Raw genomic sequence first — 25,270 nt, 5'->3', positions numbered from 1 at the left:
AGTGGCAGAATGGAATAATCTGCCGCCAAGCTAACTTAAAAAGCAGGATAGACGCTCTATCCTGCTTACAAAATGTAGTATTCAGTTGCTGAATACAGACGAGGCAAACCCACAAGGGCCAATGAACATCGCCCTAGCACTTTACTCTTCGTCGTCGTCCTCTTCATCGTTGGGATACACAAAGCTAGTAGACCGCCCGGTGAGTACAGACTTGCCGAGGGACATGGCTTTCTTAGCCTGAAGCGCTGCAGTGCGCTTCCAGGTAGCGCGACGCTGGTCACGCTTTTGTTTGGAGGTTTTCTTCTTGGGAACCGCCATGACAGCAATACTTTAAGACTTCACAACCTTTCAAGCATAGGGCAAGAGGCTGTTCTATGCAATTTTATTTTTCTATCTAGCTGTGCAGAGCCACAAACAAACTTAGAACGATTGCCCCAGCTCTAGGGTTCAGCCGCATCCTCATCGCCGACCAAGTACCTAGCCGCTTCAAAGTAATCCGCCCACTGCGGTACATCGGGCAAGAGCTGCCACTCGCTGCGGCTGACCGGCACCGTGAGAATGGGGACAGAAATGCCCTGGTTGTCACCGATGACGGTAACGATGACGTCGGTCATCAGCACATCGGCGTCGAAGCTGCGCTGAATGGCGGCCCGAGCAATGATTTCGGAGCGCTGCACTAGAGTCTCAAAGCTTTCGCCCTGTTCGCGCACCAAGTAGAGGTTGACTCGCGACGTGTAGGCTTGGGCTGCGGGCGGGGTAACCAACGACGGCAGGGCCACACTCCCTAAACCCACCAACGCAGCTAGGGTGAATCGTGCTCCCAGAGACGCAATGTAGGACGGCCTATTGTGTCTTTTGGCGCGCCCATTTTTTAGAAGAGACATCAATTCCATGGCCTGCTGCTCCACACATCCTCGCGGGATGTCCAAAAAGTGCTTTAACTCTAGCGATAGAGCCGCCAATCGTCAATTAAGAATTGTCGCCGGTTGGTGTTGCTGGTCAGAGCTTCCGTTTGGCCAGGCAGGCGCTACTATGGCAGGGGAATTTTCATCCCTCAACTCTACAGTACGAGAGGCATTCAAAAGGCATGGCAAGCCACTGGCCCGTTATTGTTGGCATCAACCAATATCAATCGCTTCAGCCCCTCATGTATGCCCAGTTTGACGCCCTCGAACTGCGAGACTTTTTGGTGGCCGAGGTAGGGTTGCCGGCCCAGTATTGCTCACTGCTGACGGATATTTCTGCGGTGATTTATGAAGGGGCGGCTGCGCCGACCCGCGAGGTGATGCTGCAACGGCTGGCCCAGAGCTGCGATCGCGCTGGCCCCGAGGATACGGTGTGGTTTTTCTTTAGCGGCTACGGGGTGCAGTGGCAGGGAAAGGATTACCTGCTGCCCATCGATGCTGACCCCAACCGCATTGAGCAAACCGGCATTTTGGTAGAAACGCTGCTGAATCAATTGGCCCAGGGGAATCATCGCCAATCCATTGTCATGCTCGACATGAACCGGCCCCAGAGCGCTCTTAGCCCTGCTTCTGGGGGCGGCAACCTAGGCGATCAAACCCTGGCTCTGGCTAAAAGTCTGGAGATTCCTCTGGTGCTCTCCTGCCAGCCCAACCAGTTTTCTCAGGAGACGCTGGCGGTGCGCCACGGCCTGTTTACCGAAGCCTTAATCGAAGGGATGCGGTTCCACGGCTGTTTGACCCTAGCACAACTGGTCGATTACCTGCGCGATCGCGTGCCTGAGCTGTGCCAGCATCACTGGCGACCGGCGCAAAACCCCGTAGCCGTGGTGCCCCCCGGCCAGCAGTACGCCATGCTCGTGCCCTCCAGCCTAGTGGGCCAAATGCCTGTTGGTGTCATGCCCCAACCTGAGATGCTGCCAGAACCTCAGCCCGAGCCAGGCATTTCCATGCCCGTGGAGCCGAGCCTAAGCTGGCCCACTTACCCAACCCCGGTGCCCGTAGAACCGCCCAACAACGAGTTTATGAAGCCTTGGCCACCAACCAAGCCGGTTGAACCGGAGCTGCCACCAGGAGTTTTGCCGGAGGTCACGAAGCCAGCCGCTCCGGGGCAGTCGGCTGCCTCAAACCTGGTGCCCTGGCAGCGTTGGGGAATTTTAGTTGCGGGGCTGCTGCTGCTCGGTGTGCTGTGGCGCAACCAAGACAGCTTTGTGGGGGGAGGTTCTGCCCCCGATGCCACCACGCCGTCCGTTGTCCCCCCTCCCGATGGCACTACCGGAGCGGAAGCTCCTGCTGCTGAAACGGTTGGGGAATCCCTATTTCCAGGCGCGGCTGCGAGCGGTGCCGAGGCCCTAGCGCGAGCTAGAACGGCCCTTGACCAGCGTCAGTTTGGCGAGGCGCTGAGCTGGCTAACCCAAATTCCTGAGGGCGAGCGTCCCGAAGACTATGAAGCCCTGGTTGACCAGGCTGAAATTGGCTATACCAACGCTGAGCTGTCCGGGGGGGCTGCCCTCAACCAGGCTCGCCGTCTAATTGAGCCGGTTTCGGCCTCCCTCTTTAACGATGCCATTGAGCAAGCTCGGCAGGTACCGGTCGGGGATCCGGCCTACGAGCAGGCCCAAGCCGACATTGAGCGCTGGAGTTTGGTGATTTTGGACCTGGCCGAAGGCCGAGCCGCTGCAGGTGATTTAGATGCCGCCATTTCGGCTGCCCGCCTGGTGCCCGAAGATCAGGGCGAAACCTGGGGGCAGGCCCAGGCCCAAATTCAAAAATGGGAGCAGAGCCGAGTCAACCGGCAGCTGCTGCAAGAGGCCCAGAGCTTACTTCAGCCCGACCAGGCCACCTCGTTCCAGTCGGCGATCGCGATCGCTCAGCAAATTCCCCCCGACTACCCCGAGTCGGCGATCGCCCAGGAGCGCATCGACCAGTGGAGCCGTGATATTTTGGCGATCGCCCGCGCCCGCGCCGCCTCCGGCCAGCTTCCCGGTGCGATCTCCGCCGCTGGCCTGGTGCCCCCTGGCACCAGCGCCTACGACCAGGCCCAGCAGGAGATTCAGCAGTGGCAGGGGCAGTGAGGGGTGGATGGGTAGGGAGTGGATGGGTTAGGGAGTTTATGCTTTAGATAACTGACTGCTAATAAACCGAATCGAAGTCTAGATCCCCTACCCATCCACCCATCCACCCATCCACCCATGTTCTCTCCCCCCAACCGCATCACCCCCGGCCCCGACCAAGAATCCGTGTGGGATTACCCGCGTCCGCCCCGGCTAGAAGACTCAACTCGGCATATTCGTGTGGTGTTTAATGGCGTAGTGATTGCTGATTCGCGGCGTACCAAGCGGGTGCTAGAGACTAGCCATCCGCCGACCTACTACATTCCTCCCGAGGATGTGCAGATGCAGTATTTTCAGCCCGTGCCCCGCTCAACAATCTGCGAGTGGAAAGGGGCAGCGGTATATTTTTCGGTAGCGGTGGGCGATCGCATTGCCGAGCAGGTTGCCTGGGCCTACCCCCAGCCCACCGAGGCGTTTGAGAGCATTGCTAACTACATCGCCCTCTACCCTAGCCGCATGGAAGCCTGCTATGTCGACGATGAGCTGGTGCAGTCCCAGCCCGGCGACTTTTATGGTGGCTGGATTACCTCAGACATTGTTGGCCCCTTCAAAGGTGACCCCGGCACCTGGGGATGGTAGCTTGTGCTTGACCAAGCTGATTGTGACAGCAGCCCTTTAGGGTTTGGGGCTCAAGGTGTACGGTTCATGGTTCGCCTTGAACCTCCAATCGTTCACCCTATTAGCGTGCATCTTTAGCTTGGTAGCCTACTAAGTCTCTAGCGAGCCATCCACCCATCCACCCACCTACCCATCCACCCATTCACCTACCCACTCCCTACTCCTCCCCCGTCTCCGAGCTATAGGTCGGCGCAATGCCTAGCGTGTCGCGGCTAGTGGTCATAATATCCACCGTGCGCTTCAGCTTTGCTTCTAAAAATTGCTTATGGTCGAGTAGCTGGCGCAGCTTTTGGTGGCGGGCAATGGCCAAACTAATCGTAGACAACTGCTCGGGTGGGCAGGGGAAGTATTGCACCCGACCGTCAGAGTCGAGGCTGCACAGACGATAGCCGGGACGACCCAAGCTGGTACCGGGAGGGGCAGGTTGCTCTTGGGGTGACTCTAGTGATTGACACAGTTGCTCAACATAGCTGGAGAGGTCTTGAGGGTCGCCGTGGCGCAGTAGGGCAGCATCGAGGGCAGCGGCTTGGCCAAGGTGCTCGTCTACGGTTTCGAGCCAACCATCGACAATCGGCCCTTCCATGTAGACGGCCTGAATGCGATGCACTGTCTGTTTTAGGTCTTGGTGCCAGGCTTCTACCGCCATCTGAATGTCTTGCAGTACCTTAACTGCCAGGGCTGGGTTGGCGTCGTGACGGTGGCGGCTAAAGGTTGGTGACTTGCGGCGTGGTAGCAGGGGCAAATGCGATAGCTGAGCCTGCACCGGAAAGGGAGCCAGGTGGGCCGGAGCATTCGTAGCCTTGAGCACCGGCTTGGCGGCAGCACTGCTAGCAGGGGTATCAGCGCTAGCCGCTCTGCTGAGATCGATGGTAAATGAAACTGGCCGTTGAGCAGAACGTCCCTCCCCGGCACCCACAGTAGGGGAGGGCACAGCGGAGAATTCAGCAGAATCAAACGAGTTGTCCATAGGGCATAGGAAAGACTGAGTCAGGCGGATGAAGGTAGATCAGGAACTGACTTGGGAAATGATTGCCCTGGATCAAATGGTTTGAAGGGCAGAGTTAGGCACCATCTGCTCCAATTTATACCTGAATAGTCAGGTTTAGACCAGCAAAAAGGTTTGCAGGATATAAAGTTTAGAAACTTTCAAACTGCAAACCTTAACAACAATTGTTCCAGCTTTTGCATCCTTCCTGAGCCCAACTTGGATGTTTAAGGCCTTAAGAAAATCGCTCCTGGCAAAGCCGGCGGAAGTGTTCGCCCCGCTGCTCAAAGTTTGGATACTGGTCAAAGCTGGCACAGGCTGGAGAAAGCAGCACAACTGAGGCTCCCAGGGATGGGGCTACCTCAGCGCCCCGCTCCACCGCTCGCTCCATGTCTTCGACAATGGTGTAGTTGCGGTACCCGGCGGTCTCTAACCGTTGGGCGAACTGAGGGGCGGCGTCGCCAATCAGCAACACAGTGGCGGCTCGTTCGTGAATGCGCTGTACCCAGGCGGTGTCGTCGCCTTCCTTGGCTTCACCCCCGGCAATCAGTACGGCTGGGGCCTCTACCGATCGCAGCCCCACCTCAGCCGCGTCGTAGTTAGTCGCCTTTGAGTCATTGATGAAATCAATCCCCTGCCAGGTGCAGATGTGCTCTAGGCGATGGGGCACGCCGGGGAAGCCAGTGACTCCGGCGGCGATCGCCTCCGCATCCAGTTCCGCTAGGCAGGCTGCTGTGACCGCTAGCAGCAGGTTTTGTTGGTTGTGGTCGCCCACCATGCGCAACGCATCAGCTCGCACAATGGGAATGGCCTCAAACTTAACCCAGCCGTCTTCGATGTAGGCGCAAGGCCGCAGCGGAGCGATCGCCCGCTTCCCCGCCACGCTCGTCCAGTGGGCGGAGGGAAACTCCTCCGGCAGGTGCTGGCGCAGGTAGGGGTCGTCGCCGTTAAACACCGCTAGCTCTGAACGATGCATCAGCGTGGCCTTGATCCGGGCGTAGTTTTCAACGGTGCCGTGGCGCTGGAGATGGTCGGGGGTGAGCGTAGTCCACAGGCCAATCTGGGGAGCCAAAGTGGCCGAGGCCTCAATCTGGTAGCTGCTCAGCTCGGCGATTACCCAGTCGGGCACCGTGGGCTCTAGGGCTAGCTCGCAGGCGGCATAGCCAATGTTGCCGCAGGCGGGCGCGTTGAGCCCGGCGGCCTGGAAGATGGCGGCGGTCAGGGCCGTGGTGGTGGTTTTGCCGTTGGTGCCGGTAATGCCGACCCAGGGGCGATCTTGCAAAAACCGCCAGGCTAGCTCGGTTTCGCCAATCACTTCTAAGCCGTTCTCGCGGGCGGCCACCAACGCGGGGCTATCCCAGGGAACGCCGGGGCTGACCACTAGCAGGTTGGTGCGGCTGTCGGGCACAAAGCTGTAGTCGAGCAGCACGGTGATGCCGTCCTGACGCAGAGCTTCCTGTTGGGTCAATAAGGCTGGGCTGGAGCCGCGATCGCTCAGCACCACCTGCCAGCCGTCCCGGTGTAGCAGCCGCGCCGCCGCTACCCCTGACTTACCCAAACCAATCACATGGGCGTTTTTCATGGCGTCGCTATCCCTTGACGATGGCGCCAAAGTCGCCTAGCACTAGGGCGTGGTTGCGCAGCAGCCCCAGCAGGTTGAGGCGGTTTTGCCGCACCGCCGGCTCGTCGGCCATCACGAGTACGCTGTCAGGACCGTCAAAGAAGCCGCTGACCACCGGGGCCACCTGCTCCAGGCCTGCTACCAGCTGGTCGTAGTCGTGGCTGGCCTGAGCGGCCTGGGTCTGGGGCACCAGGGTTTTGAGTGCTGCCAAGAAGTCTTGCTCGGCCTTGGCCTCGAGCTTGGCCTCGACAATTACGCCCTCGGGGTCGAGCACATTGGTGTCGAGGGTGCCCTGGGCGGCCAGGCGGGTGGCGCGGTTTACGGTTTCGTAGACCTTGTCCATGCGGCCGCTGCGGCGCATAGCCTGCAAGAACAGAGCGCGATCTTTGACGTCTAGCGGATCGTTGAGAGCGCGATCGCTTAGGACTGCATTTACCAGGTCGTAGTCGATGCCCTGCTCGTCTTGCAGCAGCGTCTGCACCCGCTGTAAGAAGAAGTCGTGGAGCTGAGTGCGCAGCGTCTCGGGGGCATCGATCGCCAGGTTTGGATCCTGGGCAAAGTCCTGCACTACGGTATTCAGCAGTTTGGCCAGGTTGAGAGGCAGCCCCGCCGCCCAAATAATGTTCAGCACTGCGTTGGCAGCCCGCCGCAGGGCAAAGGGATCCGAGGAACCCGTAGGCAGCTGACCGGTGCTAAAAATGCCGACTAGGGTGTCGAGGCGATCGGCAATGCCTACGACCTGACCGGCCAGGGTTTGGGGCAGGCTATCCTGCGCGCCCTTAGGCAGATAGTGCTCAACGATGGCGGTGGCCACAGCCTCTGGCTCCCCGCTGTGGAGGGCGTACTTTTGCCCCATCACCCCCTGGAGTTCGGGGAACTCGCCCACCATTTGGGTAACCAGGTCGGCTTTGCACAGATAGGCGGCGCGGCGAATGTGCTGACGGGGCTGAGCCCCCAGGTTGAGCTGGTCGCAGAGGTGGTCGGCAACGGTGCCAATGCGCTTCACCTTGGCGGCCATTGACCCCAGCCGTTCTTCAAAGGTGACGGTTTCGAGCTTGGCGACAAAGGCGTCGAGGGGCTGGGCGCGATCGGCGTCAAAGAAAAATTTGCCATCCGAAAGGCGGGCGCGAATCACGCGAGCGTTGCCCTCGGCGATAATCGCGTCTTTGCTGGGGTCGCCGTTGGAGATGGTGATGAAGACGGGTATCAGCGCCAAACCGTCGGCGTTCTGCTTGAGCGGAAAGTAGCGCTGGTGGCTCTCCATTTCGATGATGGCAACCTCCGGCGGCAGGTCGAGAAACTCGGTGTCGAACTTGCCGACTACGGCGGTGGGCCACTCCACCAGGTTGGTGACTTCGTCGAGCAGGGCGGGAGAAATCATTGGCACGCCCCCTAGGGTCTTGGCCGTCTCCTCGACCTGGTGCTGGATCAGCAGACGACGGGCAGCGGGGTCGATTTCGACGTAGGCGTCGCGTAGCGCCTCGACGTAGTCCTGGGCGCGGCGCAGCGATACAGGGTCAGGGTGCAGCACGCGGTGGCCCTGGGAGATGCGATCGCTCGTACAGACCAGCGACCCGTTCTCGAGGGTGAGGGGCAGCACCTCGCTGTCCATCAGCGCCACTAGCCAGCGAATCGGGCGCGGAAACCGTAGGTCGCCCTCCCCCCAGCGCATAAACCGTTTGCCCTCCAGCCCCAAAATCCACTGGGGGATCAGCTCAGCCAAAATATCGGTGGCGGCCCGTCCCGGAATGTCTTGATTGACAAACACAAACGCGCCCTTGTCGGTGTCGCGCACCTCTAGAGCAGACACATCTACGCCCCTAGATTTGGCAAACCCCTCGGCAGCTTTGGTCGGCTGACCATCCTTAAAGGCCGCCTGAGCCGGAGGGCCTTTGACCTCTTCCCGGCGATCGGGTTGGCGCAGCGGCAGCCCGTCGAGGATCACCGCCAGGCGGCGGGGGGTGCCGTAGAAGCGCACCGCTTCGGGGGCCAGGGCCTGCTCTGCCAATTCGGCAGGAATTCGGGTCTGCCACTGGTGGAGGGCATCGCTAACGAAACTGGCGGGCAGTTCTTCGGTGCCAACTTCCAGTAAAAATGTCGCCATAGAGTAGAGGTGTGAGTTAACCGTGTGTGACCCGGGGGCTGTGATTGAGCATCGTGCTGGGCGAGGTCGTTCTGTGTCTACAGGATAGCTAGCCCAGCTGCCCGAATTTTAGCTTCCCCAGTCTATCAAGCTTTTTGCCCTGGGCCGCTGTATTGGTAGGTCGTCAAGTAGCCATGACCTTTGACCATGACCTGACCCACTTCTTCGAAGGCATAGCGGTGCTTGAGGCGCTGGTAGGTCGCCTCGGTGATTTGAATTTTGCCCGGCGATCCCTGCGCCTCCATGCGGCTGGCGATATTGACGGCATCGCCCCAGAGGTCGTAGCTAAACTTTTTGATGCCGATCACCCCGGCCACTACAGGCCCAGTGTTGATACCAATGCGCAGCTGAAACTTCTGCCCATCGTTGCGGGTGAAGTGGGCGGCCGCCTCCTGCATAGCGAGGGCCATTTCCATGATGGTTTCGGCATGATCAGGCCGGGGCAAGGGCAGCCCCCCCACCACCATATAGGCATCGCCAATGGTCTTAATTTTCTCCAGCTGGTACTGCTCGGCCAGGCGATCGAAGGCTGAGAAAATCTGATTGAGCCAGTTGACCAGCTCTAGCGGGCTAATCTGGGCGGCTAAGGGCGTGAAGTTAACAATGTCGGCAAACAGAATAGTGACGTCGTCGAAGCGCTCGGCCAGCGACCCCTCTAGCTGCTTGAGTTTGTCGACCACTGCCCTCGGCAGAATGTTTAACAACAGCTGCTCTGACTTTTGCTGCTCCAGACGCAGCGCCTGCTGGGCCTGTTCGCGCTCCTGCATTTCTTGCTGAAGCTGAAGGTTCTGGGCCTGCAACAGCTGGGCTTGGCGGCGCAGAGCCTTTTGCAGGTCGGCCAAGAGATTGGTGGCACTGCCCGCCGATACTGCCCGCTGAGCCTGCTGCCGCAGCCGTCGCTGCATGCGGTGGGTGGTCACCTGGGCTTTAATGCGGGCAGCGGCCTCTTCAACCCAGAGCGCCTGATCTATGTAGTCGACCACGCCAAATTCAAAGGCCCGCAGCCGTCGAGCCAGGGCCTGATCTTGGCCAATGACAGCTATGGCTACCTGGCGAGTGAGCGGCCGTTTTTTGAGGCGGTGGCACAGCCGCATAGCAGCCGTATCAAACTGCTCTAGCGCTAGCAAAATTAGATCTGGGGGGGTTGCCTCGGCCGCCGCAATGGTGTCGTCTTCGCCACTGGCCTGGTGTACCTCGTAGCCCGCAGCCCGTAACACGTCTAATAACTCCACCAGAGGCCCCAGAGGGCTATCGGCCACTGGTGCCACTAAAATGATGCCGGGAATTGCGCCGGAATCTGGCGAAGCGTTGGTCATGGGGCCCTGGAGCAAGAATGACAGCCCCCATAACTATAGGCGCTGACCCGGAGGCGCAGAACAGTCACCGTTAATAAGCACCCTGCGGTGGGGCAAAGCATAAAAACCCCAGTTGGGGCTAAGCCCTGCCCTGCTGCCCTTGGTCGAGGGCATAGTGCCTCAGTTATAGCGCTCCCTAAGCAATTCATGGTTGAATCGGGAAAAACCGGATCAACTGCAACATTGAGTAGCTTGAGGGCTGATAGCGCTGATCTGCGGTTTCTAGAACGGGTTTTGGTCTATGGCAGCGTGTGACAACAATCCGTTTCTGGTCCTTAAAGCCCGGCTGGTGGTAGTGGCATTTTTTGCTATTTCCACGAGCTTGGCTCTGGTATTTGGCACCCTGGGTGCCCTAGAGCTGCTGCCCTTAGAGGGAGACGACCCAATTCTGGCACCCATTCTCTACAGCCTAATTTTCTTGGGTTTGTGCGGGTCTATTTTGCTGGCAGCCCGCCGATCGCCCCTTAACCTGGCGGCGCTGCTCGGTACCTGGCCCAGACAACTGGCCTGGGTGCAGCTGCTGTGGCTGGTGGTGGGGGTGTTTCTGTTTTCGCTAGGGGCGTTTCAGGTGTCGTACCTGGGTCTGTCTGTGGTGGCCCCGGGGCTGGTGGAGGCCACGCTGCGGCAATCGCTGCTGCTGTCGGCTGAACAAGCAACGGATCCGAGTCTTTACAACGGGCTGATGCTGTTTTCGGTGCTGGTGGTGGCTCCCATCACCGAAGAATTTATCTTTCGTGGCGTGCTGCTGCACCGCTGGGGGGTGAAGTGGGGGGTACGCCCAGCCATCGTGTTGACCTCAGTGCTGTTTGGGGTGCTGCACTCCAATTTGATTGGGCTGTTTGTGTTTGGGGTGGTAATGTCGTTGCTATACCTGAGCACGCGATCGCTGTTGGTGCCCATGGCGGCCCACGCGATTAACAATGCGATCGCCTCAGGCATCGACATTCTGGCCAACCAGCCCACCGCCAACACCATCGACACCCTGGCAGAGTTTCGCGCCAGCTGGTGGCTGGGGGTGCTCTGTCTGCTGGTGTCGGCCCCCTGGGTTTTGCGCTACGTGGTCTATCACTGGCCAGAGCGGCGAGCGCTATTGCCCTACTTCACCAACCAGGGCTGCCGCCGTCCTGGGTAATACCACCTGACCCCGACCCTCCCTTCCTGGGGAAAGTTGGCGAGGTTACGTAATTCCCTGGACGCCGCCAGGGACGAAACCGAAGAGAATAAATTTAATTCTGAAGAACGCAGACGGGTTAGCTCAGCGGCTCACTTGGGGGCATTTGAACCTGAGAGCTAGTCTGTTTGAGAAAGCGTCCTTACAGGTAATGTGTCTGACTCCAGGGGGCTTTCAGGGGTCAGACACTTTTATTTTTGGGGTGGTTCACGCGGGTGGATGCCCCGGTTGTGTGGTCCTGTAGCAGCGTCCTTCTCCTTTGGGAGGGGGACGCTGCTGTTTTGGGGCCAAGGCTGCGATTGCCAAAGCCTGGCCAAAGGCCAACGCAGGGGGGAGAATCTGCCCTACAGTGGGCTAGGGTAAAACCCGTCTACTGCTCCGGAGTTCGCCGTTGCCTCAGCTCAATCGCGCCCAGCCGCCCCTGGGCTTTATTCCCCCCCGCTACAAGCCCTGGGTGGTGCAGGGCTGCTATATTGTGCTGCCCCTGATGCTGCGGCTGCGGCTGCGGCCCTGGCTGCCGGCAGGCATTTGGCCGGTGACCTGCCACAACCCCGAGGTGCTGGCAGATTGCTTTCATCAGTTTCAGACCGGCAAAATTCGGCTGATGATGGCCTTTCGCCACAGCCAGGTGGACGACCCGCTGTGCCTGTCGTACCTATTTTCGCGGCTGGTGCCTCGGGCCGCCCGCCAAAAAGGCTTTAGCCTCAAGCGTCCGCTGCACAGCTTTTTTATGTATGACCGGGGCATGCCCCTGTGGGCGGGGCGGTGGCTGGGCTGGTTTTTTGCCGCCATTGGGGGCATTCCGGTGCACCGGGGGCGGCGGCTCGACCTCAAGGCTCTCAAGGCCGTGCGCGAACGGATGATGAATGCGCCGCTGCCGGTGACGATCGCCCCTGAGGGGGCCACCAATGGCCACGGCGAAGTGATCAGCGATCTGGAGCCGGGCACGGCGCAGCTGGCCTTTTGGGCGGTGGAAGATCTGCAAAAGGCGGGGCGATCGGAGCAGGTGCTGCTGCTGCCGGTGGGCCTGCGCTATATTTACCCTCGACCTGACTGGGCTGCCCTCGATCGGCTGCTGGCTCAGCTTGAGGTTGACTGTGGTCTGCCGGTGCAGTCGTTTAGTGAGCCAACGGCCATGGGGCCAGAGGACTACTATCCTCGGCTGCTGGCTCTGGGGCAGCACCTGCTGGGCCGATTAGAGCAGTTCTACCAGCGGTTCTACGGCCTGCAACCCGCTGCCGAGCCTGAAACTTCTGAACATCCCGCCGCGATCGCCCAGCGGTTGAGCCCTCTGTTGGATGGCTCCCTCAAAATTGGGGAGCGTTTCTTTGCTCTGCCCCACACAGGGTCGTTAGTGACCCGCTGCCGCCGCCTAGAAGAGGCGGGATGGGCCTACATTTACCGCGAAGACATTTCTGACCTGAAGCAGCTCTCGGCCTTCGATCGCGGCTTGGCCAACTGGATGTCGGAGGAAGCCACGCTGCACATGCGGCATATGCGCCTGGTGGAGAGCTTTGTGGCGGTGACGGGCACCTACGTAAAAGACAAGCCCACCTTTGAGCGCTTCGCCGAAACCACGCTGATTCTCTTTGATCTGGTGGAACGGGTGAAGGGGACAAAGGTACCCAAACGTCCCCAGTTGGGGACTCGCCAGGCGGTGGTTAGCCTGGGGGAGCCGATGAACATTAGCGATCGCTGGTCTGACTACGCCGAGTCGCGGCGATCGGCCAAGGCGGCGGTGGAGACCCTGACGGCGGATATCCAAGCGGCGTTAGAGGAGCTAATTTTGACGGCTGATGCCGCTAGGGGAGAGGCGTCATGATCCAGGGGTTCAACGCTGGGGGATGGTAAGCCGTCATGACTGCTGAATTGTTGCAACGCGATCGCCAGGTTGCTTTAGTGGTGGGTGCTAGCCAGGGCATTGGCCTGGGCTTTGTGCGGCAGTTGCTGGCCGATGGACGCTTTGAGCGGGTGTATGGCACCTACCGTCGGCCCGAGACGGCCCAGGAGCTGCTGGCGCTGGCCGAACAGTCACCTCAGCTCACGTGCCTGCCGGTAGATGTTACCGATGAGGGAACGATCGAGGGGGCGATCGCCCAGATCCAAACCCTGACCCCGCGGCTGCACCGGGTGGTGTACTGCGTGGGCGTGCTCCACGACGGCGACTTTCAGCCTGAGAAGAGCCTGCGGCAGCTCACCAGCGAAAATTTGATGCGATCGTTCCAAACCAATGCCTTTGGCGCGGTGCTGTTGGCCAAGCATCTGCAGCCTCTGCTCAAGCACGATCAGCCCAGCATTTTTGCTGCCATATCGGCTAAGGTGGGCAGCATTGGCGACAATCACTTAGGAGGTTGGTATGGCTACCGGGCTTCCAAGGCTGCGTTGAACATGTTCATAAAAACGGCCTCACTGGAGTACGCTCGCCGCAGCCCCAACACCACCCTGGCCCTGCTGCACCCCGGCACCACCGATACCCGTCTGTCAGAGCCCTTTCAGCGGGGGGTGCCGCCGGAGAAGTTGTTTTCAGTGGAGCGCACGGTAGCGCAGCTAATGGCGGTGATGGACGGCCTCACCCCCGCCGACAGCGGCGAATTCTTTAGCTGGGACGGCAGCCGCTTGCCGTGGTAGAGCTAGGCCACCACAGATCTCTGGGGTTGTTGCCGGCTAGCTCGGGGGCTATTCTTAGGCCAAGGACCGGCATTTAGGAATAGTTGGGGAAGGACGCGCCATGGCTCTAAACCTTATGGATCTGCAACTGTTGGAGAGCATTGGCCTGGGCCTGGGCCTAGGCGTTGCCGCCGGGTTTCGAGTGGTGGTGCCCTTTTGGGTGCTGAGTGCCGCCGCCCTGTTCGGCCACCTAGAGCTGACTAGCGGCATGACCTGGCTGAGCAGCTCCACCGCCTTTGTCAGTCTTTCCATTGCCCTGGTGGTCGAAATTTTGGCCTACAGCGTGCCCTGGCTCGACAACGTGATCGACACGGTGGCGCTGCCGGTGGCGGCGGTGGCGGGTACGCTGCTGATGGCGATCGCCGCCAATCAGCTTGACCCCTTTGCCCAGTGGAGCGTCGCGATCGTGGCCGGGGGCGGAGCCGCTGCTACGGTGAAGGGGCTCAACGGCCTAACTCGCTTGGTCTCTACCGCCACTACAGGCGGCGCAACGAACTTAATCATTGCCGGGGTGGAGCTGATCGGGGCGATTGTGATCTCGCTGCTGGCTCTGGTGGCCCCCATCGTCATGTTTGTGCTGGTGCTGGCCTTCTTCATTTTGCTGGTGCGGTTTGCGATCAAGGCGTTTTACCGCTCGAAAAAACCAGCGCCCGATGCTGAGTAGGACCAAGCTTTGCTTAGGCTAATTAACCTATAACCTTGTTGATTTAGCCGCGTATCTATCGCTCGATGCGGTCAAGTTCTTCGCGTATGACTCGACGTACAGTGTCTTCTAAGGTCTGATGGGCTTGCTGTATGTGGTTTCGCAACGCTTGATTGATTAGCGTCTGGTAATTACCTCCGCCCGCTAAATTCACCTGTTCACGAAACCAGGCTAAAACGTCGTCATCTAGGCGAATGGTTATACGAGTTTTTCCCGCAGGCGTGGGGCTAATTGCGCCTCGTTTGCCTTGACTAAAGTCGTATTCTGCTTCCATCACAATTCCTCCTCATACTGGTGTCGTTCTTGCCGCGTAGCTTTGCGGGCGGAGATAATCCGAATCTCATTGCCTCGCAACGTGTAGATAATCACCAGCACCCTGCCAACTGCGTCTGTGCCAATGGTGACGAACCGTTCCTCATCAAAGCGTTCGTCTGAAATCGTGATCGCTAAGTCATCGGAGAAAACGAAGACGGCATCAGCAAACTCAATGCCATGCTTGCGTAGATTGGCTGCTGCCTTGTCAGGGCTCCACTGGTATACCATGTCAATAATAGTATGTACGATTGTGCATACTGCTGTGAACAAACCGTTGTTCTGTCAAGCTAGCGGCGGAGCTTTGCTTCTACGTGAATGGCCAGGGCAGTCATTTCGGGTAGGGTGGCGGTGAACTGTCCCGCGCGGTTGACCAGCACGACTTTGGCCTCGTTGGCGCATGCGGTGCCGTCGATGTTGAGCCCGCCCTGCACCACGTTGCAGTAGCGGCCCTGGGGCAGCTGGGTTTGAAAAGTGTGAGTAAGGGGTTCGGCCTCGCGGTTGATGGCTACAAAGCCGCGATCGCCTCGGCCAAAGGCGATCTGATTGGCCTGGTTGCTCCACCAGTCGGTAACTTCAGCTACGGGCTGGGTGGCGTTGCGAAAGCCGACCATGCCAGAAATGGCGGGCCAGCGGTGCTCGCAGACCCATACGTCAAAGCAGTTGGCCTGATCATTTTGGTAGACGGGGCGGGTGGTGCCGTTGGCATCGGCGGGTGGCCCCTGTTCGGGGTCGTCAAAGGCAAAGCTCGACATCACTTGGGGTTTGCCGTAGGGAAAGGCCAGCATAAACACGTTGGCCAGGGCGTAGAGGTCGTCGTTTTTGTAGGTGAGGTAGTCGCCGCCGCCGCCGTGGCCCCGCTGTTTGTCGTGGTTGTCGGTAAAAACCACTGCCCGGCTAGAGGGGGCCAGGCCCCAGCCCTCGCCCAGGGTTTGCAAGTTGGCTAGGGTTTGGCCCTCTAGGCCTAAAAAGGCTTCGCCGATAAAACGCCCATACTTAAAGTCGAGCACATTGCCGCTGTCGTAATAGTCCTGTTTGCGAATGGCCTCGGTGCCAGGGTCGATCACTTCTTGATAGATGTAGAGAGCGGTCTCAGGGTGGCGATCGCGCAGTCGGTCTAAAATTTGTCCTAGCTCTTCGTTGCGAATGTGTTTAGCAGCATCGATGCGAAAGCCCGCTACACCCATGTCGACCAGTTCGCTCATGTAGTCGACGATGGTCGCCTGCACAGCACCGGAACCGGTGTTGAGGTCGGCTAGGCCCACCAGCTCGCACTGGGTGACGTTTTCGGCGTCGTCGTAGTCGGTGACAGGCTGGCGGCAGTTGTGAAAGTCTTCGGGGGCGTAGAGGTCAGGATAGTCGTACTTGCTAAACCGCGTACCGGCGCTGCCCACTCCACTCTCGAACCCGGTCATGTGGTTGATGACGGCATCGGCGTAGATGGCGACCCCAGCTTCCCGGCAGCGATCGATCATGACCTGTAGATCGGCGCGGCTGCCGCTGCGGCTTTCGAGCTGATAGCTCACTACCTGGTAGCGCTGCCACCAGGGATAGCCATAGTCAGCTAAGACAATGTGCTCGTGGGGCGGCGAAATTTGCACCGCCCGATAGCCGTTAGGGCCGAGGTAGGTTTCGCACTCGGTGGCAATGTCGGTCCAGGTCCATTCAAACAGGTGCACTAGGGTCGTGGGGGCGGTTGCGGCTGGTGCTTGGGTCAGTGAGACTTCAGATGACAGTGCTGGAACTAAGGCACTGGGGGAAAGCAGCATTACCAGGCCCAATAGGCTGCTGGCCGAAACTGCACCCAAGACGATTTTCCACATAGAGGTATTTGGTCTAAAACGTATAAAAATCTACATTTTTGAGCAATAGCGTTGACTATTGTCACCGCTATCATGCACCTTCACCCCGCAAAAATAACCCTTTCCAGCCAAGGCTCCACCGGGTTGGAGAAAGCTCGGCCAGGGTTGCCATCCAGATAGGGATGCTAGGTATCATTAATCGCAGGAGCGGCGGCAGAGGTTGCCAGGGTTAGCCATGGTTGTCGGTGGCGAAATCGCCAAGAGTCTCGATTAACCATCGCCGTGGTTGGGCGGCTGGTTCCCTGGGCGATCGCCATATTTCCCGACTAACCCTAATTTGAGCCTACTGTTACCCGCCCGCCTGCGCCTCATGAGCCACCGAAACTGGTGGTCTGCCACCTGGAGGAAGCGATCTTTTTCTAGCTGAGCTAGATTCAGAGTAGGCCTAATGCAATTGTTCTATCAGCGGCTGGCGGTTCCCTTGGGGTGGGCTGTCGTGAGCACCTCTAGGCAGTCTAGCGCTACCGCAGAACCTACAGAATAGCCCTGAGCAGAGTTGTTGCTTGGTCTCTCTCCAGGAGAAAGGGTGCGTCTCTCACTATCCATCTAACCCCCAGATTCCCCATGTTTTTTCCACTTTGTGCCCCCCCTTCCGCCGAATCTCGTCGCCAGTACCAGCGCCATAAGTTAGAGATGATGAAATCCTGGCGCGATTCCCTAGAAGCTCGCCTAGCTGCCCTCAATGCCGCAATTAGCACCGTGGAGCAGCAGATTAGCCAGGAAGGCGAATAGGGCGATGGGGAAGGTGAGGGGATGAGGAAGATGAGGAGATGAGGCGGGGTGACAAAAACTCTCTTGTCTGCCCTACTTCCTCACCTTCCCTACCTCCCTCATCCTCCTCACCTTCCCTATCTTCCCCACCTCCCTCATCCTCCTCACCTTCCCTATCTTCCCCACCTCTCCAATCAAAGGGATTAGCTACAGTTTTCTTACGATGGGCTAGGGAAACTACACTTTTTGCTGTCTTAGTCCCCTAGGATATGACCTGAGCGGATACGGTTCCGGCTCCGCTAGCTATCTTCATTTTGGGTTGCTCCGCTGGTTATGCCTGATCCTTCTATGTCCCCGGCCCTGCCCCTGGCGGGTGCTTCACTGCTTCAGCCGATTGGAGTTAAGGCGCTCTATGGCCTCGCCCTGCAGGGCGACCACCTGCTGGCGGTAGACCCCTTTCGCGGCTACCTGCTGCGTCTTGACCCCCAAACCGAACAGGTAGAAATTCTCAATACTTTTCAGGCTGAGGCTTTTTATGGGGCAACGGGAATTGCCTGCTGGCAGGATCAGCTGTGGTTTAGCTGCGATCACACTGTCTACACCACCACCCTCAGCGCCATGCAGCCCGAGCCTCTGCTGACGCTGCCCTACCCCGCCGATGGCATCGCCGTGTGGGAAAACACCCTCTACATCAGCTGCAAAAAGGGGGGCTGTATTTTTGTCTGCGATCGCACCTCGGGGCAGCGCATTACTCAGTTTTCGGCCCCGGGCATTGGGGTCGAAAATCTCTCGGTGTGGGGCGACTATCTGTGGGCCTGCGACCAGACTGAGCAAACCGTCTACTGTCTCGATCGCGCCACGGGCGAGCTGGTGGTCAAAATGCTCACCCCCTTTGATAACCCTACTGGGATCGCGGTGCCGCCCCACACCACCCCCGAGAGCGGCACGATCTGGGTAGCCTACGCCGACGAAGAGCCCTACGTGCGCGACGACCCCAACGGCGAAGAGCCCTTCGTGCTAACCTTTCGCGATCGCACCCTGATCCATCCCCTCAGCTATCGCTGGTATAAAGAGGCCAACTACTGCCGCACCACCGGCTACCTGGTGGAAATGACCTACGTCGAAGAAATCGACACCCTCGAGGACGCTCAGCCCTTAGAAAACGTGGAGTGGCGCATTGCCTTCCCTACCACGACCGATCGCCAGCGAGTTAAGTCGGTAGAGCCTGTCGGGTTGCCCTTTACGGAAGTGCAGCAGGCGGGCGATCGCATTGCCTGTTTCAGGTTTGACCGCATCGACCCCAACCAGCGCCACCTCTTTGGCTGGAAGGCGCTAGTCGAGGTTTACGGTATCAAGTATCAGCTCACCCCTCGCCAGGTCGAGTCGATTCCACCCCTACCCCAGGACTATGGCCCCCGCTACCTGATCGACGACGACGAACTGTCGATGGATCGGCCCGCGATTCAAGCGGCGGCCCGCGAGAGCGTGGGCACTGAAACCAACCTGCTGCGCCAGGTGCTCAACATTCGCAACTACGTTTACGACAAGTTGTCCTATGCGGTGACGCCGGCGATCGAAACCCCCGAAGTTGTGCTCCAGCGGGGGCGCGGCTCTTGTGGCGAATACGTCGGGCTGCTGCTGGCCCTAATGCGTCTCAACGGCATTGCCTGCCGCACTGTGGGCCGCTACAAGTGCCCCGCCCATGCCGACCAGCTCGGCATTTACCTGGAGCCCGACTTCAACCACGTGTGGATAGAGTTCTACGTGCCGGGCTTTGGCTGGGTGCCCATGGAGTCAAACCCTGACGATGTGCAGGAAGGTGGCCCCTACCCCACCCGCTTTTTTATGGGCCTGCCCTGGTGGCATGTGGAAATGGGCAAAGAAGTATCCTTTGAAAAGCTGGTGCTGCCGGTGGGTAGCCCAGACACCCGCCTGGGCGACATCGCGGTTAACCACATGCGATTTAGGGTTATGGGCGAACTTGCCCCCTAGGGTTCTGAGCAACAACCGAGTCACATATAGGGTCGCACGGTGTGCTCAGAGCCCAATTCTTGCCCGTTTGAGGGCAATTAGTAGAAGTAGATGTAAGTGGTCACATCAAACGCTTAAGCTGCTGCCAGCAAGGCGACTAAATCTGCTTTCTTGAGCTTGGAGAGTCCCTTAAAATCGCGTTTTTGGGCCATGGTTTTGAGTTGCTGGGTGCTGAGCGACTCTAGCAGCTGCCGGTCTGTAATCACCTCCGGCATGGGCTCTGGCGTGAGGTAAAAAACTTGCTCTAGCGTTTTTAGCTTTTTGCCAGCGGTAATGCGGCAGCCGAGTTTAGTGATTGGTTGCAGATTTTTCCAATACTGTCGGGGAGCTGCATCTAACCGGGCGACTAAAGAAGCGTGGCTCACACCCTTGAGAGGAGTGCTGGGTTGACTCATCAAGTAATCTAGCGCCGCAGAAATTTCTTCGCGGCTGGCGGTGGAAAGGTTAGTTTTTGGCAGGGTTTCTTGGGCTAATGCTTGAGTGATGGCAATGGTCTCTGGCGCATCATCCGCAATGATGCACCAAACTTCTTCGAGCCCAGCTTCGGCGGCGACGGCATAGATAAACGAATTGCCAATCACTTGGTACTGATCAGGCCCAAGTTCTTTGACCACAAGCGGAACCCAGTTGCGTCCCTCTGGCCCAAGCTGGCTAGCGGCTGATTGGATGAGATATTCATGGGCTTCGGTAAGTTCGCCAGGTTCAATTTCGTCAAAGGGCAAACACATCAAGTTGCCAACATCTGAAAGGCTCATTAGAGAAAGTACTCCCTTGCAAGATTCATGTATTGCTCCCGCGCCGCTTTGAACGCAAACGCAGCAGGCATGTGCATAAAATCGGCTTTAGAAATGAAAGCCATGTATGGAATAGCAATTATTTTTAGGTTTTCGTGCCCCTTTCGGTATCTAGGGTAGAAATAGGGTGTTAAATCGAAACCTCCCGAATTTTTCTTGGTATCCTTAATGATTCTGGCAATTGCCTGATGCATTAACTGAACGGTAGGACCTTTAGGTCGAAGAGCATTGTTCATAAAGATAGGCAATGCTATAGGGCCAGAATCGCCCACTTCCCGCCGTCTTGCCTGTGCTTCTGGAATAAACTTTGTGATGGCAGTACCTGCATTTTGTAAGGAATGCAAGTTGTCGTGACGGGCTGGAATAAGTACTACATCAGCGGCGCAAACAGCTTTTTGAGCGAAAATTCGCCAATTTGGGGGTGCATCTATCAAGATGTAGTCGTAATCATGCTGTACAGATTCCAAAACTCTATGTAGGGCATGAAACTTGACCTGCTGTTTTACTTTGACTTCATCAAACTCAGTGACTAGATCTTCATCAGCAAGAATAATGTCGAAACCCCACGGCTCTCTCAATCGGGGATGTTCAAATTTATAGGTTTTGATAACCTCTCGAACAATAGACTCTTTGCTTTTAAGAACATCTAAAATCTTTCCTTTTAGTGGTGGCAGGTTAAGCGCATCCCCTAAATCACTCTGATTGGGGTCAAAGTCTACAATTAATACTCGCTTTTTGAATATAGCAAGGGCAGCTGCTAAATTTAGCGTAGTAGTTGTTTTGCCTACGCCGCCTTTATTGTTGTAGACTGCCACTATCAGCGCTCGTTGAGGAGTTTCTATCCGCTCCTTTAATTCCTTGACGGTCTGCTGAATATTTTCACTTAATGGTAGGCAGGGTGTTACAGGATGTACAATTTTGCCGTGTTTCCGAAATAGTTGAACATGGAGAGAATTTGTTAAAATTCCCCACTTAACAGATGCAGAGGATGGAGCTAGTAGGTAACGTTTAAGCTGTAGAGATGCTTTGCGGTAATCAGGATGTTGCTCGTCTGCTAAGTTCGCTGATGCCCCTTGACCTCCATGTAGAGGTAGGGATTTGCTTGACTGTGCAGGAAAATATCATCATCCGCGTTTTTACGAGCGGCATGGTCAACGACTAGTCTACCGACTCTAAAGCCGGGCACCATTTCTAAATCCCCAAATCCTAAAGCTTTTAAGAAAGCCTTAGAAAAATTTCCTTCGACGACAACTTCAATAGCATCTGGGGGCAGAGCTTGTAGAGCTTCCTCTAAATTCATGTATAAGTTGTATGGCTTTAACCCTTTGTACAGAAAGAAATCTCGAACACGAGAGCATTCAGTGCAAAGTTGATGCAAGCTTTATGGAACCGCTTGTAAGCGCGAGACATCGCGCAGAGGTGCGATCGCCTCACCAAACTGTGATTAGCACCCCTGCGCGATAAAATAGTTCAGTTCAGTTATTCTCTTTAACTTCATGTCTATTTCTAAAGACGAGGCCAAGCAGCTGCTAGAGCGCATGATTTTTGACGCCACCGACCCTAAAGACTGGGTGCAAGACGTATGGGGTCTCAGCCCGCTGATGGGCGATAGCGCCGCCAAGCTACTAGAGGCCTTCTATATCCTCATCGACTGTTGCCCTGACGAGCAGCTCGACAACCTGGTCAAAGGACTTTATCGAGACCAACTAGAGTTTTAGCTGTCTTCTCTTTCGGCATAGAATTGGGTTTCGGGTCGGCGTTCAACAGAGGGCGATGAGCCGTTTTTCGTCCATATTTACTGAGATCCAAGTTGCTTCTACAGATCTTTCGAACAACATCTTCCACCTGGGCTTCCCAACTTCTTGAGTATGAGAAAAACTGTTCTCTCAGAGCCAGAGCGTTTTTTTGCTTTTGCTGATAAAACTCTTTGTCCGTCGCCAGCCTCAAAATAGCGTTTAGATAATCATCTACGTTGTCAGGAGCAACTTCCACCGCTGCATCCCTAACTACAGATAACGCTGGGCAAACAGGAGATGTGACGATTGGTTTTCCCATGATGACGCCTTCAGCCACAACCTTGTTGAATCCTTCAACAAAATCTTTAGTGGTTGGGACAGCAATAACATGGGACATCTCATACATCTTGCGAAGTTTGTTGCGATCGCAGTGCCCATGGAGAACAAACTGTTTCTCAATACCGGCCTCCAAAGCAGCGGCTTTAAGCTTTTCTACCTGACTACCGGTACCACAAATGTTAAATACGCAGTTGGGATGGGTTGCTATAAATTTCTTCGCAACTTCTAGAAGGAGGTAAACTCCTTTGCTTCCTTCCACTCTGCCAGCAAACAAAACCTGGAACGTTTCAGACTCATTATCGCAACTCCGGCTCTTGATGTCGTCAAGAAACTCTCTTCTATATGCAGGAACAAACGTTCGGATAGGACGGCTGCGACCCTTGGTAATTTTGATAATCTGGTCTTTGATGTCTTCAGAAACAACGCAGATCTCTACACAGCCGTACCGAAAGAACCAGCTATTCAGCTTTTGAATAATTCCTTGTACGGTAGTAGGCCGCTTATATTTGGGCCACAAAGTGCAGTGAATTGTAGGGATAACCTTAATGCCAAACAGAGGAAGAATGCCCAGTAGAAACCAAAAGGTTCTATCTTCGGTGACAATTAAAATGTCAGCCTTGAAAAGAATTACTGAAAAAATCAGTCTCAAGCCTGACCAAAGTTGACCAGCAAAGTAGGCAATACTACTTCTAGATTGATGCTTTAGAGATCTAAATTCAACCCTGAAATCATTGTCTTGGATGAGGCCCTTTTTATCCCTTGACGAGATCAGCCAAGACTTTGCATTGAATTTTCTGGCTAATTCATAGAAATGCTGAGCGTAGGTGATTGCAAAGTGAGAAGGGTCATCTTGACCTAGAACCCAATGCATATAAACGCTCGTAGCATCTACGGGGGCTGAAGAGTATACGATTTTCAACTGTTTAGCAGAGTTCATGGGGGCAATGGGGGCAGTCAGGCTAAGGGCTTTCATACTGACCACTGCATAGCGTTTTGAGTGTTATCTAAATAACATCTAAAACTACTGCAGTGGCTTTAAGCTAGTGACTTTGGTGTGCTGACTTTTTTGAGAGCTTGAACTGATCCATTCAAGTTCCTATCAAATAGAGTGAACACCGAAATATATATGGCTAGGACTATAGTCAATCAAACTCATGATATATAAAGTATCTAAACGAACCCTATGCCTTTAGGTAGGCTTTGATGTCTGGTTTTAATAGAGCTATTCCTACTTTTGTTAAGCCAAGTTAAAGACAGCGGCTTTAGCTGTGCGATCGCGAGCTAGAGCGTTTTAATTTTTGATTTTGCTAACGTCTTGTATTTCAATACTTCGAACAGTTCTTGATAGCTAACTGAGAACGCAGTCTTTAAATCTCTGCCGCCGTAAAATGGTTAAGAAGAAGTTAAAGAAGAAAATAAGGGTTTCAGCGCTTACCCAAAAAGGCGGTCGGCCTACTCGTATTTAGCGCACACACCCAATAGGCCAGAGCGACTGTCATTCGCCCTGGCCTATTGGGTTGGCTCAGTAAAGTGTGGTTCTAGCCCCTCACACGCTCAACTCAAGGAGCTAACTGATCTAACGCTTAGCTGAGGCTTTCAGTCGTCAGATCAGGTAGCTAGGGGCAATACCAGACTCAAATTTACAACCCCAACTCTAAAGAGGCCAAACTGTAGGGTCGCTAGGAAGTGCATCAGGCCCGCCCAACCTACCCAGATTCTCCTGCGCTCACTGCGGTACCAAAGTTTCAAGCTGGCCCTTTGCCACCGTCTGCTGAATTAACTCAAACACCGCCCGCATGCCCATCGCCTCGCCGCCTTCGGGCCGACCGGGCAGGCTGCGCACGTTCCAGGCCATCAGATCGAGGTGTATCCAAGGAATCTCAGGCCTGGTGAACTCCTGCAAAAACAGAGCGGCCGTGATCGACCCGCCATAGGAGCTGTTCGAGATATTGGAAAGGTCAGCCACGGAGCTGTCGATCATGTTGCGGTAGGGTTTGTGCAGGGGCAGCTGCCAGAGGGGGTCATCAGCGGCTAGGCCACAGGTCAATAGCGTGTTGGCCAGCTCGGGTCGGTTGCTAAAGCAAGCAGGTAGCTCGGTGCCTAGGGCGATGCGGGCTGCCCCGGTGAGGGTGGCAAAATCAACTACTAGCTGGGGGGCGGGTTCTTCGCAGACGGCTTCCCAGAGGGCATCGGCCAGCACTAGGCGACCTTCGGCATCGGTGTTGCCAACTTCCACCGTCAGCCCCCGACGGGAGGGCACCACGTCCAGCGGGTGAAGGGCATTGCCGGCGATGCTGTTTTCGACCGCTGGAATGAGCACCCGCAGGCGCACGGGCAGATGGAGACCCATGATCATCTCGGCGAGACCGAGCGCGTTGGCAGCCCCGCCCATGTCTTTTTTCATTAGCTTCATGCCGGCGGCGGGCTTGATGTCGAGGCCGCCCGTGTCAAAGCAAACCCCTTTGCCCACCAGGGTGACCTTGGGAGCATCAGGATTGCCCCAGGTAATATCGAGCAGTCGGGGAGCCTGGGTGTAGGCGCGTCCTACGGCGTGAATCAGGGGATAGTTTTGGTCAATGAGTTCATCGCCGACCAAGGTGGTGAGGTTGGCGACATGGCGATCGCACAGTTTCTGCGCCGCCGCCTGAAGCTGCTCTGGCCCCATGTCGCCTGCGGGGGTAGTGATCAGATCGCGCACTAGGGTCGTGGCGGCTACGGTGGTGGTGACGTAAGCGGTGTCGGCCCCAGCCGGGGGCACGAGCTCAGTCGCCGGTGGGGGCGCCTGACGTTTGTAGGGTGCAAAGCTATAGCGGCCCAGGCACCAGCCTAGCCAGAGCTTGGTGGCGGTGGCGGCAGGCCACTCGTTGGCCAGGGTGTAGGTCTGAGGAGGCAGAGTTTTGGCCAGATTTCCCAGAGTCCAGGTGTCGACTGGGTCGGGTTTGCCCACTAGAACCTTGGCCAGGGTGCCCTCGGTGCCGGGCACTAAGCAGACGGTGCTGGGGTCGGCCTTAAACCCAGTGGCCTGGGCCCAGGTTTGGCTATCGGCGTGGTCTTTGGCGAGGTCGGTTTGATTTACCAGGTAGATGGGAATCGGCGTTGACAACGTTACATCCTCCAGGGGTGCACCCAAATGAATCAGTCTATCG

The 25,270-nt window shown here is 56.8% G+C and carries 23 protein-coding genes; 9 read left to right on the top strand and 14 right to left on the bottom strand.

Going from position 1 to position 25,270, the window contains the following annotated elements; genetic code table 11:
- Positions 1–141: 141 nt before the first annotated feature.
- Positions 142–318: a 50S ribosomal protein L32 gene (gene rpmF, locus H6F75_RS08855; RefSeq protein WP_190522797.1), complete on the bottom strand. Its 177-nt coding sequence runs from the start codon at positions 316–318 to the stop codon at positions 142–144.
- 122 nt (positions 319–440) lie between these two features.
- Entirely contained in the window at positions 441–884 is a 444-nt protein-coding gene (locus H6F75_RS08850; protein WP_206754676.1) for a hypothetical protein, read from the bottom strand.
- Between the two features lie 203 nt (positions 885–1,087).
- Between H6F75_RS08850 and H6F75_RS08845 the strand changes: the two genes are divergently transcribed.
- Together H6F75_RS08845 and H6F75_RS08840 are read left to right on the top strand one after the other, a co-directional pair.
- On the top strand, positions 1,088–3,037 hold the full coding sequence (locus H6F75_RS08845) for a caspase family protein (RefSeq protein ID WP_190751285.1): 1,950 nt from the start codon (positions 1,088–1,090) through the stop codon (positions 3,035–3,037).
- 117 nt (positions 3,038–3,154) lie between these two features.
- Positions 3,155–3,655, top strand: a complete 501-nt coding sequence (locus H6F75_RS08840; protein WP_190751283.1) for a DUF427 domain-containing protein — start codon at positions 3,155–3,157, stop codon at positions 3,653–3,655.
- A 196-nt stretch (positions 3,656–3,851) separates the two neighbouring features.
- Here H6F75_RS08840 and H6F75_RS08835 read toward each other — a convergent pair whose 3' ends face one another.
- From H6F75_RS08835 to H6F75_RS08820, 4 genes are all read right to left on the bottom strand, one after another.
- Positions 3,852–4,661, bottom strand: coding sequence for a hypothetical protein (locus tag H6F75_RS08835; protein WP_190751281.1), 810 nt, complete (start codon positions 4,659–4,661; stop codon positions 3,852–3,854).
- A 253-nt stretch (positions 4,662–4,914) separates the two neighbouring features.
- Positions 4,915–6,261: a UDP-N-acetylmuramoyl-L-alanine--D-glutamate ligase gene (gene murD / locus H6F75_RS08830; protein ID WP_190751279.1), complete on the bottom strand. Its 1,347-nt coding sequence runs from the start codon at positions 6,259–6,261 to the stop codon at positions 4,915–4,917.
- A 7-nt stretch (positions 6,262–6,268) separates the two neighbouring features.
- Entirely contained in the window at positions 6,269–8,404 is a 2,136-nt protein-coding gene (gene glyS, locus H6F75_RS08825; RefSeq protein WP_190751277.1) for a glycine--tRNA ligase subunit beta, read from the bottom strand.
- Positions 8,405–8,529: 125 nt separating this feature from the next.
- A complete protein-coding gene (locus H6F75_RS08820; RefSeq protein ID WP_190751275.1) occupies positions 8,530–9,759 on the bottom strand; it encodes an adenylate/guanylate cyclase domain-containing protein in 1,230 nt (409 codons plus the stop codon).
- Positions 9,760–10,039: 280 nt separating this feature from the next.
- Between H6F75_RS08820 and H6F75_RS08815 the strand changes: the two genes are divergently transcribed.
- The 4 genes from H6F75_RS08815 (at position 10,040) to H6F75_RS08800 (ending at position 14,300) form a co-directional block, all read left to right on the top strand.
- Positions 10,040–10,930, top strand: a complete 891-nt coding sequence (locus tag H6F75_RS08815) for a type II CAAX endopeptidase family protein (protein WP_190751273.1) — start codon at positions 10,040–10,042, stop codon at positions 10,928–10,930.
- A gap of 430 nt (positions 10,931–11,360) precedes the next feature.
- On the top strand, positions 11,361–12,791 hold the full coding sequence (locus tag H6F75_RS08810; RefSeq protein ID WP_190751271.1) for a 1-acyl-sn-glycerol-3-phosphate acyltransferase: 1,431 nt from the start codon (positions 11,361–11,363) through the stop codon (positions 12,789–12,791).
- 35 nt (positions 12,792–12,826) lie between these two features.
- Complete coding sequence (locus tag H6F75_RS08805) at positions 12,827–13,597, top strand: SDR family NAD(P)-dependent oxidoreductase (protein ID WP_190751269.1); 771 nt, start codon at positions 12,827–12,829, stop codon at positions 13,595–13,597.
- A gap of 100 nt (positions 13,598–13,697) precedes the next feature.
- On the top strand, positions 13,698–14,300 hold the full coding sequence (locus tag H6F75_RS08800; RefSeq protein WP_190751267.1) for a DUF4126 domain-containing protein: 603 nt from the start codon (positions 13,698–13,700) through the stop codon (positions 14,298–14,300).
- Between the two features lie 55 nt (positions 14,301–14,355).
- Here the strand turns inward: H6F75_RS08800 and H6F75_RS08795 are convergent, their stop codons facing one another.
- Genes H6F75_RS08795 through H6F75_RS08785 form a run of 3 tightly spaced genes read right to left on the bottom strand, consistent with a single transcriptional unit; the run spans position 14,356 to position 16,474 of the window.
- Positions 14,356–14,613: a BrnA antitoxin family protein gene (locus H6F75_RS08795; RefSeq protein WP_190751265.1), complete on the bottom strand. Its 258-nt coding sequence runs from the start codon at positions 14,611–14,613 to the stop codon at positions 14,356–14,358.
- Positions 14,613–14,882, bottom strand: coding sequence for a BrnT family toxin (locus H6F75_RS08790; protein ID WP_190751263.1), 270 nt, complete (start codon positions 14,880–14,882; stop codon positions 14,613–14,615). Before H6F75_RS08790 ends, H6F75_RS08795 begins: the two co-directional genes overlap by 1 nt.
- Positions 14,883–14,941: 59 nt before the next feature.
- The gene (locus H6F75_RS08785) at positions 14,942–16,474 is read right to left on the bottom strand and encodes an alpha-amylase family protein (protein ID WP_190751261.1); all 1,533 of its coding nucleotides are present in this window, start codon (positions 16,472–16,474) and stop codon (positions 14,942–14,944) included.
- A 603-nt stretch (positions 16,475–17,077) separates the two neighbouring features.
- Here H6F75_RS08785 and H6F75_RS08780 point away from each other — a divergent pair.
- Entirely contained in the window at positions 17,078–17,245 is a 168-nt protein-coding gene (locus H6F75_RS08780) for a hypothetical protein (protein WP_190751259.1), read from the top strand.
- Between the two features lie 312 nt (positions 17,246–17,557).
- Positions 17,558–19,216, top strand: coding sequence for a transglutaminase family protein (locus H6F75_RS08775; RefSeq protein WP_199303839.1), 1,659 nt, complete (start codon positions 17,558–17,560; stop codon positions 19,214–19,216).
- A gap of 113 nt (positions 19,217–19,329) precedes the next feature.
- Here the strand turns inward: H6F75_RS08775 and H6F75_RS08770 are convergent, their stop codons facing one another.
- The 3 genes from H6F75_RS08770 to H6F75_RS08760 form a co-directional block, all read right to left on the bottom strand.
- Positions 19,330–20,010, bottom strand: coding sequence for a transcription termination factor rho family protein (locus H6F75_RS08770; protein WP_190751257.1), 681 nt, complete (start codon positions 20,008–20,010; stop codon positions 19,330–19,332).
- Complete coding sequence (locus H6F75_RS08765) at positions 20,010–20,864, bottom strand: ParA family protein (RefSeq protein ID WP_190751255.1); 855 nt, start codon at positions 20,862–20,864, stop codon at positions 20,010–20,012. Before H6F75_RS08765 ends, H6F75_RS08770 begins: the two co-directional genes overlap by 1 nt.
- Positions 20,865–21,103: 239 nt before the next feature.
- Positions 21,104–21,349 carry a hypothetical protein gene (locus H6F75_RS08760; RefSeq protein WP_190751253.1) on the bottom strand — a complete coding sequence of 82 codons (246 nt, stop codon included), beginning with the start codon at positions 21,347–21,349 and terminating at the stop codon, positions 21,104–21,106.
- Positions 21,350–21,545: 196 nt separating this feature from the next.
- On the opposite strand from H6F75_RS08760, the gene H6F75_RS08755 reads away from it, so the two are divergent.
- Positions 21,546–21,767, top strand: a complete 222-nt coding sequence (locus H6F75_RS08755) for a hypothetical protein (RefSeq protein WP_190751251.1) — start codon at positions 21,546–21,548, stop codon at positions 21,765–21,767.
- Here the strand turns inward: H6F75_RS08755 and H6F75_RS08750 are convergent.
- Together H6F75_RS08750 and H6F75_RS08745 are read right to left on the bottom strand one after the other, a co-directional pair.
- The gene (locus tag H6F75_RS08750; RefSeq protein ID WP_206754675.1) at positions 21,733–23,061 is read right to left on the bottom strand and encodes a glycosyltransferase family 4 protein; all 1,329 of its coding nucleotides are present in this window, start codon (positions 23,059–23,061) and stop codon (positions 21,733–21,735) included. The two genes, H6F75_RS08755 and H6F75_RS08750, sit on opposite strands and share 35 nt — an antisense overlap.
- 789 nt (positions 23,062–23,850) lie before the next feature.
- Positions 23,851–25,227 carry a leucyl aminopeptidase family protein gene (locus H6F75_RS08745; protein WP_190751247.1) on the bottom strand — a complete coding sequence of 459 codons (1,377 nt, stop codon included), beginning with the start codon at positions 25,225–25,227 and terminating at the stop codon, positions 23,851–23,853.
- Between the last annotated feature and the right edge of the window lie 43 nt (positions 25,228–25,270).

This window comes from Nodosilinea sp. FACHB-131, assembly GCF_014695395.1.
Classification (GTDB): Bacteria; Cyanobacteriota; Cyanobacteriia; order Phormidesmidales; family Phormidesmidaceae; genus Nodosilinea.
The sequence above is the reverse complement of the archived record's forward strand: the minus strand, read 5'-3'. Positions and strand labels throughout refer to the sequence as shown.